Source organism: Bradyrhizobium erythrophlei, from assembly GCF_042430365.1.
In the GTDB taxonomy this organism is placed as follows: domain Bacteria; phylum Pseudomonadota; class Alphaproteobacteria; order Rhizobiales; family Xanthobacteraceae; genus Bradyrhizobium; species Bradyrhizobium erythrophlei.
Genome location: NZ_JBHMET010000185.1, coordinates 1 through 17,808 on the forward strand (window position 1 = coordinate 1; position 17,808 = coordinate 17,808).

Annotated in this window: 15 protein-coding genes and 1 pseudogene; 5 read left to right on the forward strand and 11 right to left on the reverse strand. The window is 61.3% G+C overall.

Annotation, left to right across the window (positions count from 1 at the left end; translation table 11 throughout):
* The first annotated feature begins 426 nt into the window (after nt 1-426).
* Nucleotides 427-1,758: an acetamidase/formamidase family protein gene (locus ACFFWD_RS25940; RefSeq protein WP_376969933.1), complete on the forward strand. Its 1,332-nt coding sequence runs from the start codon at nt 427-429 to the stop codon at nt 1,756-1,758.
* 134 nt (nt 1,759-1,892) lie between these two features.
* Here the strand turns inward: ACFFWD_RS25940 and ACFFWD_RS25945 are convergent, their stop codons facing one another.
* The 9 genes from ACFFWD_RS25945 to ACFFWD_RS25985 form a co-directional block, all read right to left on the reverse strand.
* The gene (locus tag ACFFWD_RS25945) at nt 1,893-2,690 is read right to left on the reverse strand and encodes an enoyl-CoA hydratase/isomerase family protein (RefSeq protein ID WP_376969935.1); all 798 of its coding nucleotides are present in this window, start codon (nt 2,688-2,690) and stop codon (nt 1,893-1,895) included.
* Between the two features lie 28 nt (nt 2,691-2,718).
* Nucleotides 2,719-3,918: a pyridoxal-phosphate-dependent aminotransferase family protein gene (locus tag ACFFWD_RS25950; protein WP_376969937.1), complete on the reverse strand. Its 1,200-nt coding sequence runs from the start codon at nt 3,916-3,918 to the stop codon at nt 2,719-2,721.
* Between the two features lie 323 nt (nt 3,919-4,241).
* Complete coding sequence (locus ACFFWD_RS25955) at nt 4,242-4,421, reverse strand: hypothetical protein (protein WP_376969939.1); 180 nt, start codon at nt 4,419-4,421, stop codon at nt 4,242-4,244.
* Between the two features lie 62 nt (nt 4,422-4,483).
* Nucleotides 4,484-6,040, reverse strand: coding sequence for an amidase family protein (locus ACFFWD_RS25960; protein WP_376969941.1), 1,557 nt, complete (start codon nt 6,038-6,040; stop codon nt 4,484-4,486).
* Between the two features lie 245 nt (nt 6,041-6,285).
* Nucleotides 6,286-7,548, reverse strand: coding sequence for an amidase (locus tag ACFFWD_RS25965; protein WP_376970095.1), 1,263 nt, complete (start codon nt 7,546-7,548; stop codon nt 6,286-6,288).
* A complete protein-coding gene (locus ACFFWD_RS25970; protein WP_376969943.1) occupies nt 7,457-7,843 on the reverse strand; it encodes a hypothetical protein in 387 nt (128 codons plus the stop codon). The genes ACFFWD_RS25965 and ACFFWD_RS25970 overlap by 92 nt, the downstream gene beginning before the upstream one ends.
* Before the next feature lie 75 nt (nt 7,844-7,918).
* Nucleotides 7,919-8,992 carry a ketopantoate reductase family protein gene (locus ACFFWD_RS25975; protein ID WP_376969945.1) on the reverse strand — a complete coding sequence of 358 codons (1,074 nt, stop codon included), beginning with the start codon at nt 8,990-8,992 and terminating at the stop codon, nt 7,919-7,921.
* Between the two features lie 147 nt (nt 8,993-9,139).
* Nucleotides 9,140-10,432: an MFS transporter gene (locus tag ACFFWD_RS25980; protein WP_376969947.1), complete on the reverse strand. Its 1,293-nt coding sequence runs from the start codon at nt 10,430-10,432 to the stop codon at nt 9,140-9,142.
* 136 nt (nt 10,433-10,568) lie between these two features.
* Complete coding sequence (locus ACFFWD_RS25985; RefSeq protein WP_376969949.1) at nt 10,569-11,771, reverse strand: pyridoxal-phosphate-dependent aminotransferase family protein; 1,203 nt, start codon at nt 11,769-11,771, stop codon at nt 10,569-10,571.
* A 132-nt stretch (nt 11,772-11,903) separates the two neighbouring features.
* Here ACFFWD_RS25985 and ACFFWD_RS25990 point away from each other — a divergent pair, with 132 nt between their 5' ends.
* From ACFFWD_RS25990 to ACFFWD_RS26000, 3 genes are all read left to right on the forward strand, one after another.
* Nucleotides 11,904-12,656, forward strand: a complete 753-nt coding sequence (locus tag ACFFWD_RS25990; RefSeq protein WP_376969951.1) for a GntR family transcriptional regulator — start codon at nt 11,904-11,906, stop codon at nt 12,654-12,656.
* Between the two features lie 101 nt (nt 12,657-12,757).
* On the forward strand, nt 12,758-15,706 hold the full coding sequence (locus ACFFWD_RS25995; protein WP_376969953.1) for an FAD-binding and (Fe-S)-binding domain-containing protein: 2,949 nt from the start codon (nt 12,758-12,760) through the stop codon (nt 15,704-15,706).
* A 22-nt stretch (nt 15,707-15,728) separates the two neighbouring features.
* A complete protein-coding gene (locus ACFFWD_RS26000) occupies nt 15,729-16,157 on the forward strand; it encodes a GlcG/HbpS family heme-binding protein (RefSeq protein WP_376969955.1) in 429 nt (142 codons plus the stop codon).
* 220 nt (nt 16,158-16,377) lie between these two features.
* Here ACFFWD_RS26000 and ACFFWD_RS26005 read toward each other — a convergent pair.
* Nucleotides 16,378-16,545: pseudogene (locus tag ACFFWD_RS26005) on the reverse strand (transcriptional regulator domain-containing protein); the annotation flags it as partial.
* 190 nt (nt 16,546-16,735) lie between these two features.
* Entirely contained in the window at nt 16,736-17,008 is a 273-nt protein-coding gene (locus ACFFWD_RS26010) for a DUF2285 domain-containing protein (protein ID WP_376969957.1), read from the reverse strand.
* Nucleotides 17,009-17,232: 224 nt separating this feature from the next.
* Here ACFFWD_RS26010 and ACFFWD_RS26015 point away from each other — a divergent pair, with 224 nt between their 5' ends.
* On the forward strand, nt 17,233-17,460 hold the full coding sequence (locus tag ACFFWD_RS26015) for a helix-turn-helix domain-containing protein (RefSeq protein ID WP_376969959.1): 228 nt from the start codon (nt 17,233-17,235) through the stop codon (nt 17,458-17,460).
* Nucleotides 17,461-17,808 lie beyond the last annotated feature (348 nt).

A 17,808-nucleotide genomic window follows, 5' to 3' on the forward strand; every position in this document is an offset into this window, starting at 1 on the left:
CAGAATCCCTTTCTTCCGATTTGGCAACTACTTGCAGACGCCCACATGCGATTCCCCTGCAGTCTCTTGCCCCGGACTCCAATTTGGGCTCAAGCAACGGTCGAGCCGATAAGGGCGGCTTTCCGGTTTACCCCCTGACGGCCGATGTGGAGACGAGTGCTGGGGTGGGACGGAACCGATCGGCCCTCCACGAGCGGGGACCACGGGCGACCACCTCAAGGTCGACGGCAAGCGAGTAACGTGGTACTGAAGGTTCTCTCGTACGACAAAGCGAAGCGAACCTTGTGAGAGGTCCGCGATAATTCCGCGATCTGACCATCGCGCCAGGTAAGGCGGCGTTCCAAGGCGTGTTGCTTGATCGCCAGTGAGCGCGGCTAGCGGTCCATTGATGCGGCATACCGCGCGAACGCTTTCTTGGGGGTCATCATGTCCGAGACCCACGGCGACGGAAGTGAGCACGCCCACCACCACCCTGATCATCACGTCTGCGCCAATCTCTTCGGCTGCGGCGACGAGAAGGGCACGGGCATCGTCCGCGAGGACATCAAGGATGCCGCCTTCGATGATCGCGCCCGCGATGCGCTTCTCCATATGGACGAGGTCGATAAAGAGAGTTTCGACGGCTATCTGTCGGCGCGCGGCCATTGGCGCCGCAAGTTCCTGCAAGCAAGCAGCTTCATGGGTGCGCTCGCCGCGGTCGAGCCATGGTTCGCGAGGCTGGCGCGGGCGCAGGAGTCCGGCGCAATTCCAAAGCGCCAATCCCATGGTGGAGGCCGCGTGCACGTGGTTCCCTCGACGAAGGAGACGGTGCGGCTCGGTGTGTTCGACGCCAACCTGGCGCCCATTCTCACCATCGATTCGGGCGATATCATCAGCTTTCCGGATACCTGGTCGCATTTCCTCAATGAAATGCAGCCGGGCGTAACGATCGACACGCTGGCGAAGCTGCGCGTCGATAATCCGGGTAAAGGGCCGCATTCGATCATCGGGCCGATTGCCGTGAACAAGGCCGAGCCGGGCGACGTGTTGGAGATCCGCTACGAGCGGATCCGTCCCTACCAATGGGGTGCCGTCTTCAACAATCCCGGCGCACTGGGAACCGGCCTACTGCCGCAGGACTATGCTCAGGGGCAGGTCAAGTATGTCGATCTCGACCTGCGGGCCATGACGGCTAGGCTCCTGCCCAACATCACCATTCCGTTGAAGCCGTTCCAGGGCACCTTTGGCGTTGCGCCACCCGATGGCTATTTCCCGCCCCTAAGTCCCGGCGTCACCAGTTCGGTGCCGCCGGGCCCGCACGCGGGCAATCTCGATCTCAGTGACTTGTCCGAGGGCTCGACGCTCTACATCCCGGTATGGAAGCCCGGCGCGCTGATCTATACGGGCGATAGCCATGCGGTGCAGGGCGACGGCGAGATCTCGCTTACGGCGCTTGAGACACGCCTGAAGGAGCTGCGCGTCCAGGTTATTCTCCACAAGCAGAAGAACCTGGCTTGGCCGGTCGCCGAGACAGATTCACACTGGATTATTATCGGCCTCGACAAGGACCTGAACGCAGCGATGGCTCTCGCAGCGCGCAACGCCATCAAGTTTCTGGCGGCCCGGGCGAGGATCAGCGAGCTCGACGCCTACGCGCTGTGCAGCGTCGCGGTGAGCTTCCGCGTGACCCAGGTGGTTGACATCGTGCGCGGCGTCCACGCACTGATACCTAAGACTATCTTCGCCTCCCAACTCAGGCGCGAGATGACGGTGGTGTGAGTGGCGCGCCTGCAGCGACGACTTCCAGTCGTGGGTCCTCCTGGACCGATTCGGCAAGTTTTGCTGCCGGTCCATATCCGCTTCGCCCGCGAAAGCGGACCTGTAGGAGAAGATGGCGGCGGGCGCCTCCAGCGCTACTTGCCCTTCCAGTTCGGCGTCCGCTTGTTGAGGAAGGCGTCCATCCCCTCGCGAAAATCCTCGCTCATATAGGCGCGCAGGATCAAATCCTCGCCCTCGTCGCGCGACAGCGTGCGGCGGATGCGGCGCACGGCTTCCTTGGTCACTTCGAGCGTGATCGGTGCGTGGCTGGCGACGAGCCTCGCGGTTTCGTCGGCGCGACGCTGCAGTGTCGCGACGTCGGGCACGATCTCATTGAGCAGGCCGAGCGCCAGCGCTTCCGGCGCCTCGACCAGGCGCGCCTTGAAGATCAGATCCTTGGTGCGCGCCGGACCGACCAGCGAGACCAGGCGCGAGATGTTGGACATCGAGAGGCAGTTGCCGAGCGTGCGCGCGATCGGAAAGCCGATCCGGGTCGATTCGGTGCCGATTCGGATGTCGCAGCAGGCCGCAATCCCGGCGCCGCCGCCGGTGCAGGCCCCGGCAATCGCCGCGATCACCGGAACCCGGCACTGCTCCAGCGCGCCGAGCACGCGATCGATCCGCGCTTCGTAATCAAGCGCGTCCTGCGCGGTCTTGAACGCGCGGAACTGCGAGATGTCGGTGCCCGAGGCGAACGCCTTGTCGCCGGCGCCGGTCAGGATCAGCGCCTTGATCGAGCGATCCTGGTTGATGCTGTCGCAGATCGACGCCATCTGCTCGTACATCGCAAAGGTCAGCGCGTTGCGCGCCTGTGGCCGGTTGAACGTGATCCGCGCGATCCCGTCCTCGACGGCATAAATCAGATCTTCGGTCGAATTGACGGGCGCGTTCATGTCTCGCTCATTCTGTTCAAGATGAATTTCAGGCGACGGCGGCCTTGGGCGTGAGCACGGCGTCGCGACCTTTCAGGACTTCCATCGCGGCCAGCACGCCGCCGCCGCGATGCGGCACCTTGGCAAGGTCGAGCCCCATCTCAACGCCGGACAGCGTTCCCATCAACATCAAATCGTTGAAGTGACCGATATGGCCGATGCGGAACAGCTTGCCCTTGACCTTGTTCAGGCCGGTGCCCAGCGACATGTCGAAGTTCTCAAGCACGATCTTGCGGAAGTTGTCGGCGTCGTGGCCTTCGGGCAGGCGCACGCCGGTCAGGGCCGGCGAATGCGCGTTGGGATCAAGACACTGCGTCTCCAGGCCCCAGGCCTTGATCGCCGCGCGCGTCGCGGCGCTGTGGCGCTTGTGGCGCGCGAACACGTTCTCGAGCCCTTCCTCTTCCAGCATCTTGACGGCCTCTTTCAGGCCCATCAGCAGATTGCACGCGGGCGTATAGGGGAAGGTGCCGGCCTTGTTGAAGGCGATGACCTCCTGCCAGTCCCAATACGAGCGCATGCTTTGATTAGCCTTAGCAACCGCGAGCGCCTTCTCCGAGACGGCGTTGAAGCCGAGCCCCGGCGGCAGCATCAGACCCTTCTGGGAGCCGGCAACCGACACGTCGATGCCCCAGGCATCGTGTTCATACGCCAGCGATCCGAGTCCCGAGATGGTGTCGACCATCAGCAGCGCCGGATGCTTCACGGCGTCCATGATCTTGCGCACGTCGAGCGGATAGGTGACGCAGGCGGTCGAGGTCTCGTTGTGGACCACGCAGACCGCCTTGATCTTGTGGGCCTTGTCGGCGGCAAGCTTCGCCTCGATCTGCGCGAGGTCGGCGCCATGGCGCCAATCGCCCGGGATGAAGTCGACGTCGAGCTTGAACTTGTCGGCGATGCCGCGCCACAGCACGGCAAACTGACCGGTCTCGCACATCAGGACCTTGTCGCCCGGCGCGAGCGTGTTGACCATCGCCGCCTCCCAGGCGCCGGTCCCGGACGACGGATAGATGATCACCGGCTGCTTGGTGCGGAATACGCGCTGCATCGCGGCGAGCACCGCAAAACCGAGCTCGGCGAATTCAGGACCGCGGTGGTCCAGCGTCGGCATGTCCATCGCCCGCAGCACCCGGTCCGGCACGTTGGTCGGTCCCGGGATCTGCAGAAAATGCCTTCCAGTGTGCACGGTCATGGGCGTCCTTCCCGGTCTTGCAGCGGTCTTGATAAGCCGCTCGCATATCACTATTCGCCGGGTTTGTCCCTCGCCGGGCGGGGGGCCGTCATGCAGATACGATGGCCCTCCGCCAAGGACGTGATGAACTTATGTCGAAGCAACGGGCTCTGCTTCACCTCGCCACCCGTGCGGGGAGAGGTCGGAACGCATCGCTAGATGCGTTCCGGGTGAGGGGGGAGCCTCCACGAACGCATCTGCCGTTGCGTATGCGGAGACAGCCCCTCACCCCAACCCTCTCCCCGCGAGGAGCGGAGCGAGGGACCGCACTTCCGTTGCGGTCGCTATTCCTCGGCCACCACCTTTCCGGACGGAGCCAATGCGTCAGCCTCCTCGAACGGCCGCTCGGGATGCATCAGGAGCCCCGAGAAGCCGCCGAGCAGCAACAACCCCATCGTCATCAGGAACGGCAGGTACCAATTCCCGGTGGCATCGACGACGAAGCCGGCGACGGGCGGCGACACCGTCGCCGCGGACAGGCGCGCTCGATATTGGTTGCGCCACTGTCGAGCGCGCGCAGCCGATGCTATTGGCGCAATGCAGGAACGCTCTGCGGGGGCTTGCGTACTTTGGTTGCTTGCTCAAACCCGTAAGCAACTTTGAACAACAACGCTTCGGTGAAAGGTCGCCCAAGAATATCCAATCCTATGGGGACACCGATCGGTGCAGTCGAACTCGGTTTAGAAAATCCCATGGGTACCGTCACTGCGGGAAATCCGGTCAGGGCGGCGAGAATGCCGGTACGATCCGCCTGGTTCAATTCGCCTATAGGGACGACCAGGCGCTTCTGCTCCGGATAAACCACGACGTCCACTTTCTGTTGTGCCATCCGTCCAAGGAGATGGTCGCGTAAACCGTCAATCATGGAGAGTCGGGAGAGATACTCGTTTTCCTGGGCCGGAGCTTCGAGAGCGTCAGTGGCGACCAGAAATTTTTCCAAAGAAGGCTTGTGATACTTTCCCGACACGATCAGTTCATTCAGATTTTTGACGGGCGCCTTATCGCCAAGACCTTTCAGGTAACCGTCGAACTGTGTCTTGAACTCCCACTTCTGTACGTCGTAATCACGGTTGAATGCATCAGTGCTAAAAAACGAATCGTCGATTTCGACGATCGTCGCGCCCGCTTGCTCCAGAGCGCTTAACGCATTCCTCAAGGCGACATTGACTTCTTCATGAAGCGGCTCTGCGCCGATAAAATTTTTAAGGACGCCGATTCGAACACCGAACAAGCCTTTCGGGTCGAGCGAGGTCGAAAATGACTTCGGAATTTTGCCGATGCTACGCGCTGTCGCAGCGTCACCTGGGTCGTAACCCGCAATCAGATCAAGCATTACCGCTGCGTCGGCAACCGAACGCGTAATGGGACCGACGACATCTTGTGTTGTCGACGTTGGCATAACACCTGCACGACTGATCAAGCCTTTGGTCGATCGAAATCCCACGAGACTGTTCGCCGATGCCGGAGAGCGAATGGAATTGACGGTATCGCTACCCAAGCCCACGGCTGCAAAATTCGACGCAACCGCGGCGCCTGTGCCACCGCTTGAACCGCCCGGCGTGCGCGTGAGATCATAAGGATTTTTGGTCTGCCCTCCGAGCGAGCTGACCGTGGTTCCAGACAGCGCAAACTCATGCATATTGGTTTTCATCAGAATGATGGCGCCCGCTTCTCGCAACTTGCGCGTGACGGTGCTTTCGACAGTCGGCTTGACGTCCTTCAACAGTAGATTGCCGCCTGTCGTCGGCATGTCTATTGTATTGTAATTGTCTTTGGCGGCAACGGGCACACAATGTAACGGGCCAACCAACTTGCCTGTTCTTTTGAAATCGGCGTCCATACGTGCAGCGATATCCAGAGCGGCCGGATTTATTGCAATCGTCGTATTAAGCGCTGGCCCCTTTTGGTCGTATGCGTTGATGCGATCAAGATACTTCGTGACCAAGGCTTTACAAGTAATCTGCTCGCTCTTAATTGCTTTCTGAATCGTGGCTATCGAAGCCTCTTCAATATTGAATGGTGCAGCGTACGCCGCGCCACAAACCATCGACAGCAAGAGTATCGCTAATAGTTCGCGTTTCACGTATTTCCTCCTTTTTTGAGTTGGTGGTCGTTTCACTCACAACCGACTCGTTTCGACTCCGTCGTCGACTATTGACCTGTTACAGCGCCACAGCCTTCTTGCGATTTGCCGCGATCCTTCCGTCCACGAGGATGACGATGGCGTCGAACGGGATGGCTCATGCCTTGTTGTTGGGCGACGAGTTGCACCCGCCTGTCGGCGCGCTCAATGTTGGTTGCGCCATTGTTGAGCGCGCGCAGCCGATGCTATTGGCGTAATGCTGGAACGCTCTGCGGGGGCTTGCGTACTTTGGTCGCTTGCTCAAATCCGTAAGAAATCTTGATGAGCAACGCTTCGGTGAACGGTCGCCCAAGAATATCCATTCCGATGGGAACGCCGATCGGCGCAGTGGAACTCGGTTTGGAGAACCCCATGGGTACCGTGACTGCGGGAAATCCGGTCATAGCGGCAAGAATGCCGGTACGATCCGCCTGGTTCAATTCGGTCACAGGAACAACCAAGCGCTTCTGCTCCGGATAAACCACGACATCAATTTTTTGTTGCGCCATTCGCGCGAGCAGATGATCGCGCAAGCCGTCGATCTTGGAAAGCCGCGCGAGATATTCGGTTTCCTGGGCGGGCATTTCAAGCGCGTCGGTGGCGGTTAGGAATTTTTCCAGGGACGGCTTGTGATATTTGCCCGACGCAATCACTTCGCTCAAGTTTTTGACCGGCGCTTTGTCGCCCAGAGTTTGCAAGTAATCGTTGAACAGCGTCTTGAATTCCCATTTCGTCACGTCGTAGTCACGATTGAACACGTTTGCGTCAAAGAACGGATCGTCAATTTCGACGATCGTCGCGCCCGCCCGCTTGAACGCCTTCAGCGCATTCGCCATAGCGGTATTGACTTCTTCATGAATGGGTTCGCTACCCATGAAGTTCTTAAGTACGCCGACGCGAACGCCGGACAAGCCTTTCGGATCGAGTGAGGCGGTGAATGATTTCGGGATGTTGCCGACGCTTCGCGCAGTCGGAGCGTCGGCCGCGTCGTAGCCTGCAATCACATCCAGTATGATCGCCGCGTCGTCAACCGAACGCGTGATCGGACCGGCGACTTCCTGCGTCGTTGAAGCTGACATGACCCCGGCGTGACTGACCAGGCCCTTGGTCGGACGGAACCCCACCAGACTGTTCGCCGATGCTGGGGAACGGATGGAATTGACACCATCAGTACCAAAGCCGGCGGCTGCAAAATTCGACGCAACCGCGGCGCCTGTGCCACCGCTCGAGCCGCCAGGTGTGCGCGTCAGATCGTAGGGATTCTTGGTCTGCCCTCCGAGTGAACTGACCGTGGTTCCGGACATCGCAAACTCGTGCATATTGGTTTTCATCAGAATGATGGCGCCCGCCTCTCGCAACTTGCGCGTGACGGTGCTTTCAACAGCCGGCTTGACGTCCTTCAACAGCAGATTGCCGGCCGTCGTCGGCATGTCCACCGTGTTGTAATTGTCTTTGACCGCGACCGGCACACAATGCAGCGGACCAACCAACTTGCCGGTTTTTTTTGAAATCGGCATCCATGTGCGCCGCTGTATCACGAGCGTGCGGATTAACCGTGATCGCCGTATCAAGCGCCGGCCCCTTTTGGTCATACGCGTCGATGCGATCAAGATACTTCGTGACCAGGGCTTCGCACGTAATCTGCTTGCTCTTAATCGCTTTCTGAATCGTGGCTATCGAAGCCTCTTCAATATTGAATGGTGCAGCGAATGCCGCGCCACAAACCATCGACAGCAAGGGTATCGCTAATAGTCCGCACTTCATGTATTTCCTCCTTTTTTGAGTTGGTGGTCGTATTACTCACCGAGTCGTTTCGACCCGTTGTCGACTATTGATCAGTTACGTCGCCGCAGCCTTCTTGCGATTTGCGGCAATCCTTTCGTCCACGAGCATGACAATGGCGTCGAGGACGGGATGGCTCATGCCTTGTTGTTGGGCGACGAGTTGCACCAGCCTGTCGGCGCGTTCGATATTGGTTGCGCCATTGTTGAGCGCGCGCGCAGCCGATGCAGGACGCACCAGGCTTTCTGCGGCCACAGCGTATTTCTCGAATGGTACGAGCTCGTCTCGCGAGGCACCGAGCTTGACGCATACGTCCACGACGAAGTCGTATATCGAACGCGATTCCTTGAGGTTGGCATGCACCGCTTCCTGTGCGGTTCTCATGCCGTCCTGGGTGATGCACCGATAGTTGCCGGCCATCAGCATGGCCCATTTCGCCAGTGGCACGAAAAGCGAGTCGTGAAAACGCAACTTCACCGGCAGCTCGATCTTGCCTTCCGGGGCATCGAAACGAACGGCATCGATATCCTTCTCGATATTGCGAAGGATCTCGTTGCTCTTCTCGCTGTCAAAGCGTGCAACCTTGAAGTTGGTCGGCAACGTTACTTGTAGCATGTTGGCCTTCCCCTCCGGAGGCCGGACCGCTTGCGGATCCGGGCTGCACAGTGTCAACGTGCCGGGATCGAAACTGTCCCATACCGCTGGCATGGTGTATGCCGGTCGGAGCAATTCGCTGTTCAGGTTGCGGATGCGCTTCATGTAAGGCAGCGGCGGCATGTTCATGATCGACATGCACGGCACGCGCGACTTCGCCACGGCTTCGAGCAATTCGCGCACGCCAGGCGAGCCGTATTGCGGCTCCTGCATCGCCAGCCCGATCAGGTCGTAGTCTTTGGGATTTATATCGACCGGACCGGAAGCAGACACCTTTCCCGGCAACTTGCGCGAATCGATCTCGATCTGCTCGTTGCGGCCGCGGATCGGCATCCGCACGCGAAAGCCTTCGGAATTGATGAGGGCAGCCTCAGCCGGCAGACAAACAAGTTGCACGTTGTGGCCACCAAACATCATCTTGGATGCAAGAAGCGAACCATACGACGCACCGAGAATGAGAATTTTGTAGTTGGGCATAGTTTGGCTCCAGTGTTGATTGGATATCGACAAGGCTCGACATGCAGTCACTCCGGGATACCGACAGCTGCTGCTCCCGGAGGTGATTTCGTCACAATTGGAAAAAGATCCGAGAAGATCTTGACCACCTGTGCGGAGGTAGAAGAGTCATTTTAGCTGCTGAACGAGTACACCTCGCTTGACCGGCTTCACTTCCTCGGGTGCTTCAAAGGGCTTTTCGGGATGCATGAGAAACGCAGTAAATGCGCCAAGAAGGAGCAATCCCATCGACATCAGAAAAGGCAGGTACCAGTTGCCGGTAGCGTCGATTACAAGGCCAGCCACAATCGGCGAAACGATTGCTGCAAACGCAGAGCCGGTGTTCATCAGGCCTGCAGCCGTGCCCGAATATTTCGGAGCGATATCCATTGGCACCGACCACATCGGACCGATCACAAGTTCGGCAAAGAAAAAACCTCCAGACAGGCATAGAGCAACGATCGTGATATCGTGAATGAACAGGATCGGAACAAGCGACAGGAAGGCGCCCGCGAAGCCGGTAATCGTAACGCTCAACCGCGCAAACCGGACATTGCCCGTCTTCTTGAGAACGCGATCAGACAGGATTCCGCCCAGGCTGTCGCCGACGACGCCGGCGAAGAAAACGCCCGAGGCGAACAGCGCCGAATTCTTGATGTCCAGGCTGTAGTTGTTCTTGAAGAACAGCGGCAGCCAATTCAGATACAGCCACAGGCACCAGCCGTAACAGAAATATGTGAGCGTGACGGGCCACATCTGGCGTAACAGCGGTCCCCACGGCACCTGGGGTCGCGTACCGATCGGGCGTGGCGGAAGCGACGCCAGTTCGGCCTCGGTGATGTCAGGATGATCCTTGGGCTCGTTGCGGAAATACAGGACCCAGGCCACGCCCCACAGCAGGCTGACCAGTCCCAGCGCGATGAACGAGCCGCGCCACGTCAGCCAAAACATCAGCGCAGCGATCAAAGGCGGCGTAACCGCATTGCCTAGCCGCGCAAAGGCGTGGGTAATGCCCTGCGCGAAACCGCGCCTGGTCGCGGGGGTCCAATATTGCATGGCGCGCGTAGCGGTCGGAAAGGTTGCACCTTCTCCAAAGCCAAGCGCGACGCGGGCGATGAACAACGTCAGCAGACCGTTCACAAAGCCCGTCAAGATGGTCGCCGCGGCCCAGACCATGCCGCACCAGAACAAGGTCCTGCGCGGCCCGAAATGATCGCCGACCCAGCCACCGACCACCTGGAACAGCAGATAGGGGTAGGCGAACGCCGAGAACACCAGCCCGAGTTGGGTGTTGGTGAGACCGAGCTCCTTCTGGATATCGCTCGCCGCGGTGCCGATATTCACCCGATCGACATAGGTGATGAAATACATCACGCAGAGCATCGCCAGCACGACGTGCGTGGCCTTGAAACGAATCCTCACGTTTTCCCCTCCCGAATTTTCGGTTTTTGAGTCGTTTGGACGCGCGACGCCGCGCGCCTCATCGTCTGAGCGTGATCGCCTCGGAAAACCGCGGCACGCTTTGCGCTAACGCGGCCCTCCGGATCCGGATCATGGATTAGGTCGTGACCACCTTCAGATGCGGCGACGAATTGCTCTGCGTCCGCTGCTCGAAATATTTCATCGCGGCATCGACCCCGCCGGAGCGGTGCGGAATGCCGGCGACCGACAGCCCCATCTCGACGCCGGTGAGCGCGCCGAGCAATGTCAGCTCGTTGCATTCGCCGAGATGGCCGATGCGGAACACCTTGCCGGCGACCTTCGACAGGCCGGCGCCGAGCGACATGTTGTAATTGTCGAGCACGACCTTGCGGAACTGATCGGCGTCGTGGCCCGGCGGCATCAGCACGGCGGTGAGCACCGGCGAGTATTCCGACGGCTCCTGGCACAGCACCTCGAGGCCCCATTGGGTGACGGCGGCACGGGTGGCGGCCGCCAGCCGCTGATGGCGGGCGAATACGTTGTCGAGGCCCTCCTCCAGCAGCATCGCGATGGCTTCGCGCAGGCCATAGAGCAGGTTCGTCGCCGGCGTATACGGGAAGAAGCCCTTCGCATTCGGCTTCAGCATCTCGTCCCAATCGAAGTAGGAGCGCGGCATCTTGTTGACCCGGGATGCGGCGCGGGCCTTTTCCGAGATCGCGTTGAAGCCGAGGCCGGGCGGCAGCATGAAGCCCTTTTGCGAGCAACTGACGCTGACATCGACCTTCCATTCGTCGTGCCGGTAGTCGACCGAGCCGAGCGAGGAAATGGTGTCGACCATCAACAGCGCCGGATGGCCGGTGCGGTCGATGGCGGCGCGGATGTCCGCGATCCGGCTGGTGGCGCCGGTCGAGGTCTCGTTATGCACGACCATCACCGCCTTGATGGTGTGCGCGGTGTCCCGCGCGAGCCTCGATTCGATCTCGGCGGGGTCGGCGCCGCGGCGCCAATCGCCGGGCACGAAGTCGACCTCGATGCCGAACCGTCCCGCCATCTGGCGCCACAGGGTCGCGAAGTGGCCGGTCTCGACCATCAGCACCTTGTCGCCCGGCGACAGCGTGTTGACGATCGCCGCCTCCCAGGCGCCGGTCCCCGACGACGGGAAGATGACCACCGGGCCCGAGGTCTGGAAGATCTGCTGGCTGCCCTCCAGCACGGCATGGCCGAGCTCGGCGAACTCGGCGCTGCGGTGATCGATCACCGGCATATCCATGGCGCGAAGGACCCGGTCTGGGACCGGGCTCGGTCCTGGAATCTGCAGGAAATGGCGTCCTTGATGCATGAAACCCTCCCAATCGGCACGTTCGGCCAGATACGCGAGTCATTTTGCATTCATTTTTTGTCTTTTCAATCTATTTTTGGTATTTAATTGTGAACATCGACGCAACCAAATGGGTAAATTACTGTCGTGCATATGAAATCCACGATTCTCGAAACCAGGACCCCGATCGCTGAGCCGGCCGCCGGCAATGGCGGCGACCGCCAGGAAGCCTCGCTGCACGGGGAAATCCTGCTGCGGCTTCGCGACTATGTTGTCGAAGGCAATATCCCCGAGGGCGCCCGCGTTCCCGAGCGCCAGCTCTGCGAGATGCTCGGCATCTCCCGAACCCCGCTCCGCGAGGCCCTCAAGGTGCTGGCCGCCGAGGGCCTGATCGAACTCCTGCCCAATCGCGGCGCGCGGGTGCGCCAGCTCAGGGCGCGCGACCTCGAGGAGCTGTTCGACGTGATGGCAGGACTCGAGAGCCTGGCCGGAAGGCTGGCCTGCGAGGCCATTACCGACGAGGAAATCACCGCGATCGAGCGGCTGCATTACGAGATGTATGGACACTATTTGCATCGCGACATGCACGGCTACTTCCAGGTCAACCAGCGCATCCATGAGAGCATTGTCGCCGCCGCCCGCAACGAGACGCTGAAGACCGCCTACGCCAATTTCGCCGGCCGGATCCGCCGCGTGCGCTACTCCGCCAATTTCGCCCGCAAGCGGCAGCGCTGGGCCGAGGCGATGCGCGAGCACGAGGCTATCCTCGACGCGCTACGCCGCCGCGCCGCCAGCGAACTGAGCGACATCCTGTTCCAGCACCTGCGCAACAAGCGGACCGCCGCCATCGAGCACCTGTCCGAGGATCGCGAAACGACGCCAGAGACGACGCCTCAGGGCGGATAGTCTTGCCGATTATGAATTCATAATGTAACTATCATCGCGCATGAATGCATAATCGACAGGAGACCGCGGCAACGGCCCTCCTGGATCACATCGGATTTGGGATGAAGAACGCCTCACCGCTCGAACGGCGCCTGCGGTCAGAACTGACCGGCGACGTCTTTTTCGACGCCTTCAACCGCGGCCGCTACGCGACCGACGCCTCGTTCTACCAGATCATGCCGGCCGGCGTGGTCGTCCCCAAGACCACCGACGAGGCGCTGCGGGCGCTTGCGATCACCCGCGACGACGGACGAATCGTCACCCCGCGCGGCGGCGGCACCTCGCAATGCGGCCAGACCATCAACAACGGCATCGTCGTCGACGTCTCCAAGCACCTGAACCGGATCGTCTCGCTCGATATCGAGAATCGCTCCTGCGTGGTCGAGCCCGGCATTGTGCTCGACGACCTCAACCGCCAGCTCAAAAAGCACGGACTGTGGTTTCCGGTCGACGTCTCCACCGCCTCGCGCGCGACGATCGGCGGCATGGCCGGCAACAATTCCTGCGGCGGACGCTCGCTGCGCTACGGCACCATGCGCGACAACACGCTGTCGATGGACGCGGCGCTGGCGGACGGCACGCTCGTGCATTTCGGCGAGGTGCCGCGCGATCTTGCCAACGTGAATGCGCCCGACGGCGGATTGAAGCTGTTCCGCGACATGCTCGACCTCGGCGAACGCGAGGCGGCCGAGATCGCGGACAAATTCCCGAAAGTGCAGCGCCGCGTCGGCGGCTACAATCTCGATGCGCTGGTGCCGCGCAACGCGCCTAACAACATGGCGCATCTTCTGGTCGGCTCGGAGGGCACACTCGCCTTCACGACGCAGGTCGCACTCAAGCTGTGGCCGGTGATCCGCAACAAGGTGCTCGGCGTCTGCCATTTCGGCAGCTTCTACGAGGCGATGGACGCCGCCCAGCATCTGGTCAAGCTGCGGCCGATCGCCGTCGAGCTGGTCGACCGCACCATGATCGCGCTCGGGCGCGAGATCGCAATGTTCAGGCCCGTGATCGAGGCGACCGTGCGCGGCGATCCGGATGCGCTGTTGATCGTCGAATTCGCGGAAGAGGATCAGCCCGACAACCTGCAGAAGCTGAAGCAGCTTTCCGAATTGATGGCAGACCTCGGGTTCGGCTGGAGCCATCCGCAGCGCAAATGGGGCGGTGTGGTCGACGTCATTGAACCCGCGACGCAAACAGCGATAGCGGATTTCCGCACCTCCGGCCTCAACGTCATGATGTCGATGAAGCAGGAGGGCAAACCGGTCTCCTTCGTCGAGGACTGCGCGGTGCCGCTGCCGCATCTTGCCGACTACACCGAGCGGCTCAACGCCATCTTCGCCAAGCACGGCACCCGCGGCACGATGTATGCCCACGCCTCCGAAGGCTGCCTGCATGTGCGCCCGGTGCTCAACCTCAAGCTCGAGAAGGACGTCAAGGCGATGCGCGCCATCGCCGAAGAGGCGTTCGAGATGGTGCGCGAGTACAAGGGCTCGCACTCCGGCGAGCATGGCGACGGCCTGGTGCGCTCCGAATTCCACGAGCCGATGTTCGGCGCGCGCATCGTCGCCGATTTCCGCGAGGTCAAGCACCGCTTCGATCCCGGCAACACGCTCAATCCCGGCAAGATCGTCGATCCGCCCAAGATGGACGACCGCTCTCTGTTCCGCTTCGCGCCGGACTACCGGGTCGATGACCTGAAGACCGTGCTCGACTGGTCGGCCTATCCCGGCGCCGGCGGCGGTTTCCAAGGCGCAGTCGAGATGTGCAACAATAACGGCGCCTGTCGCAAGCTCGAGGGCGGCGTGATGTGCCCGTCCTATCGCGCAACCCGCAACGAGAAGGACGTGACCCGCGGCCGCGCCAATACGCTGCGGCTCGCGATCTCCGGCCAGCTCGGCCCCGACGCGCTCGCCTCCGACGACATGATGGAGACGCTGAAACTCTGCGTGTCCTGCAAGGCCTGCCGCCACGAATGCCCGACCGGCGTCGACATGGCCAAGATGAAGATCGAGGTTCTGGCGGCGCGTGCGACCAGGCACGGCCTGTCGCTGCGTGACCGGCTGGTGGGCTATTTACCCCGCTACGCCGATCTTGCGTCGCGCTTTGCGCCGATCGCCAACCTGCGCAACAGGAGCCCGCTGCTGCGTGCGCTATTTGAGAAGATTGCCGGCATCAGCGCGCAACGCGCCCTGCCCGCTTTCCGGCGCGACACGTTCAAGCCCGACTCCGTGGTGTTCGGCCCCACCGACGGCCGCGAGGTCGTGCTGTTCGCCGACACGTTCAACCGCGCCTACGAGCGCGAGAACCTCGATGCCGCGCTCGACGTGCTGGTTGCCGGCGGATATCGCGTGCACCTGCCGAAGCCTGCGGATAAGGCCCGCTCGCTCTGCTGCGGGCGGACCTTCCTGTCGGCCGGCCTGGTCGAGGAGGCCCGCGCCGAGCTCGACCGGCTGGTCGCGACATTTGCGCCGTTTGCGGCGCGCGGCGTGCCCATTGTCGGCCTCGAGCCGAGCTGTCTGTTGACCTTGCGCGACGAATTGCTGTCGCTGCGATCGGACGAGGTGGCACGAAACGTCAGCGCGCACGCGCTGTTGTTCGAGGAATTCCTGGTGCGCGAGGCCGAGGCCGGACGGCTCAGCCTGCCGCTCAAGACGGTTGCCCGGAAGGCGATGGTCCACGGCCATTGCCACCAGAAATCCTTCGGCGCCTTCAAGCCGGTCGAGAAGGTGCTCCGCCTGGTACCTGAGCTGGCGGTGGAAACCATCGAGTCGAGCTGCTGCGGGATGGCCGGTGCGTTCGGCTATGGCGCGGACACCTACCAGGCCTCGATCGAGATGGCCGAGCTCTCGCTCTTGCCCGCGGTCCGGCGCGCCGACGCCGCCACGCTAATCGTGGCCGACGGCACCTCGTGCCGGCACCAGATCAAGGACGGTAGCGGACGCGCCCCACTTCACGTTGCCCGCGTCTTGGCGATGAGCCTGAACTGTGCGACATCCCCTTCCGACAAGTGATTACCCCATAAAGGAATAGACCATGGCCGAGCTGACCCTCGACGTTGCCCGCAAGATTCTTGACGCCGCGCTGGCCAAGGGCGTGGAGAAAAAGCTCAAGCCGCTCGTCATCACGATCCTTGACGCTCGTGGCGCCGTGAAGGTCACAGCCGCGCAGGACGGCACCAGCCTGATGCGCGCCGAGATTGCCCACGGCAAGGCCTATGGCGCGCTGGCGATGGGCATGGGGTCGCGCGCTCTTTTTCAACGCGCGCAGGAGCAGGCCTATTTCATCGACGCCGTGAACACCATCGCGCAGGGCCGCCTGGTCCCGGTGCCCGGCGGCGTCCTGATCCTCGATGGCAGCACTCTGCTCGGTGCCGTCGGCGTCAGCGGCGATACGTCCGACAATGACGAGCTTTGCGCGATCGCGGGTATAGAGGCCGCGGGGCTCAAGGCGAACGCGGGATGAGGTTTGCGACACCGGTGCGGCCTCGCCCCACCGTGCCGAGGCGCAGCACGACATGCCAGCCGTCCGCAGGCACGGCGAACCCCACCGGCCGCAATATCAAGCACTGAATGAGAGGCCGCGCCACTACTGACGGTCGGCGCGGTCGCTGCGACCGGCATGACGGCCGGCAGAACCTCGGGCGCCCCAAAAGATGGTCTGTTGCTTGAACGACCGCTGCGGGTCATGGGCGAAAGCAGATGCCCCACCTCCTCCTGAACTCCGATGTCACTTCGCCTTGCGGGCTGTTGGCAATCGCTTCGTGGTCGCGTCGATAGTCCGCGTTGCGACGAAGACATTCCCAGGCGATGTCGGTGATTTCGGCGTCTTGTAGGCTCCTATACGAATCCGACGACCGCCAGTCGAACTAAGGCATTGCACCCGCCCCTATTTACGCAGCTGGCAAGGATTGGGACGCAATAATTCTAATCGATTGGGTTGCGGGAAGATCCTAGTTTGGCACCACGTGGTGCTCGGAGTTGACCACTGGCTAGCGGGAGCAAATTGTTTGCTGGGGCAGATTCTGAGCGAAGATTTTCGTTCTATTTGGGCTCAGAGCCGCGCAATAGACGGCCCTCCTCGGTCAGCCATTTGGCGCGCGCGAGATGACTCTGGTATGCACCACATGCGCGATTTGGGTCGCACTCAGGATCGATATGCAGCACGATCCGAGCGACATCGCGCCAATCAGCTCCCTCGCCCTCGGCCTGCAGAAGCCGCAGGTACGTGACGACATGCTGCTCGTCATAGGGCGTCAGTGCCCGATCGTCGGGCGCTCTATCGGCTACATCCGGGTCTAGCGATGGTTTTTGCATTTTGTCCGATTTGTGAAAGCAGGGACGTTTCGCTATCGTTTGGCTAGCTCGCCGCAGCCCTTTGGCAACTCTGCATCCTATTCGGCAATCCCCTCCGGCAGAGACGGTCACCTTGATCGGGCGGCTCCAGCTAGCATTTGCCGTCTCATGAAATAGCATGTTCGGCGACGAATAGGAACGATCGTTCCTAGAACGATCGTTCCGGTTCGGGTTCCCATGTCGCTATGGATCTCATGGAGATCATGGCAGCGAACCTGCGTCGGAAACGCCACGATCTGCAAATGACGCAAGAGGAGCTGGCCGAGCGCGCGGGCTTAAGCGCCCGTTACGTCGGCGCCATCGAACGCGGCGATGTGTCGGCAAGCGTCACCGTCCTTGGGCAGATTGCCGAGGCATTGGGGGTGGAACCGGGAGACTTACTCAAGCGAGTCGGGCGGGTGAGCAAATCGTAGGCCGCCTCAAACCGGCCGCAGAGAGCTCGGCTGAATGAGCGGGCGGTTCACTCGGCTTGGCTCGGTCACCGTTCGGCGAGCGACTGCGAGACCAGAATCAGGGTGTAGGCGTCTTCGTCGTCGAAGAGGGTTGGCGTAAATCACCGGAGACTGATGGCGCCTTCCCGGCGCCAAAGGACATTCAGACTTAGCAATCTCTTCAAACGAAAATGCTCTTTCCCCTTCCCGCAAAGCGGCACAAGAAGCGATCGGGATAGGGAGAGCCTCGCGGCTCCTCCCTACCACACCACCGTACATACGGGTCCGTATACGGCGGTTCACCGGATTGAGCACGAACGGTTTGTTGAG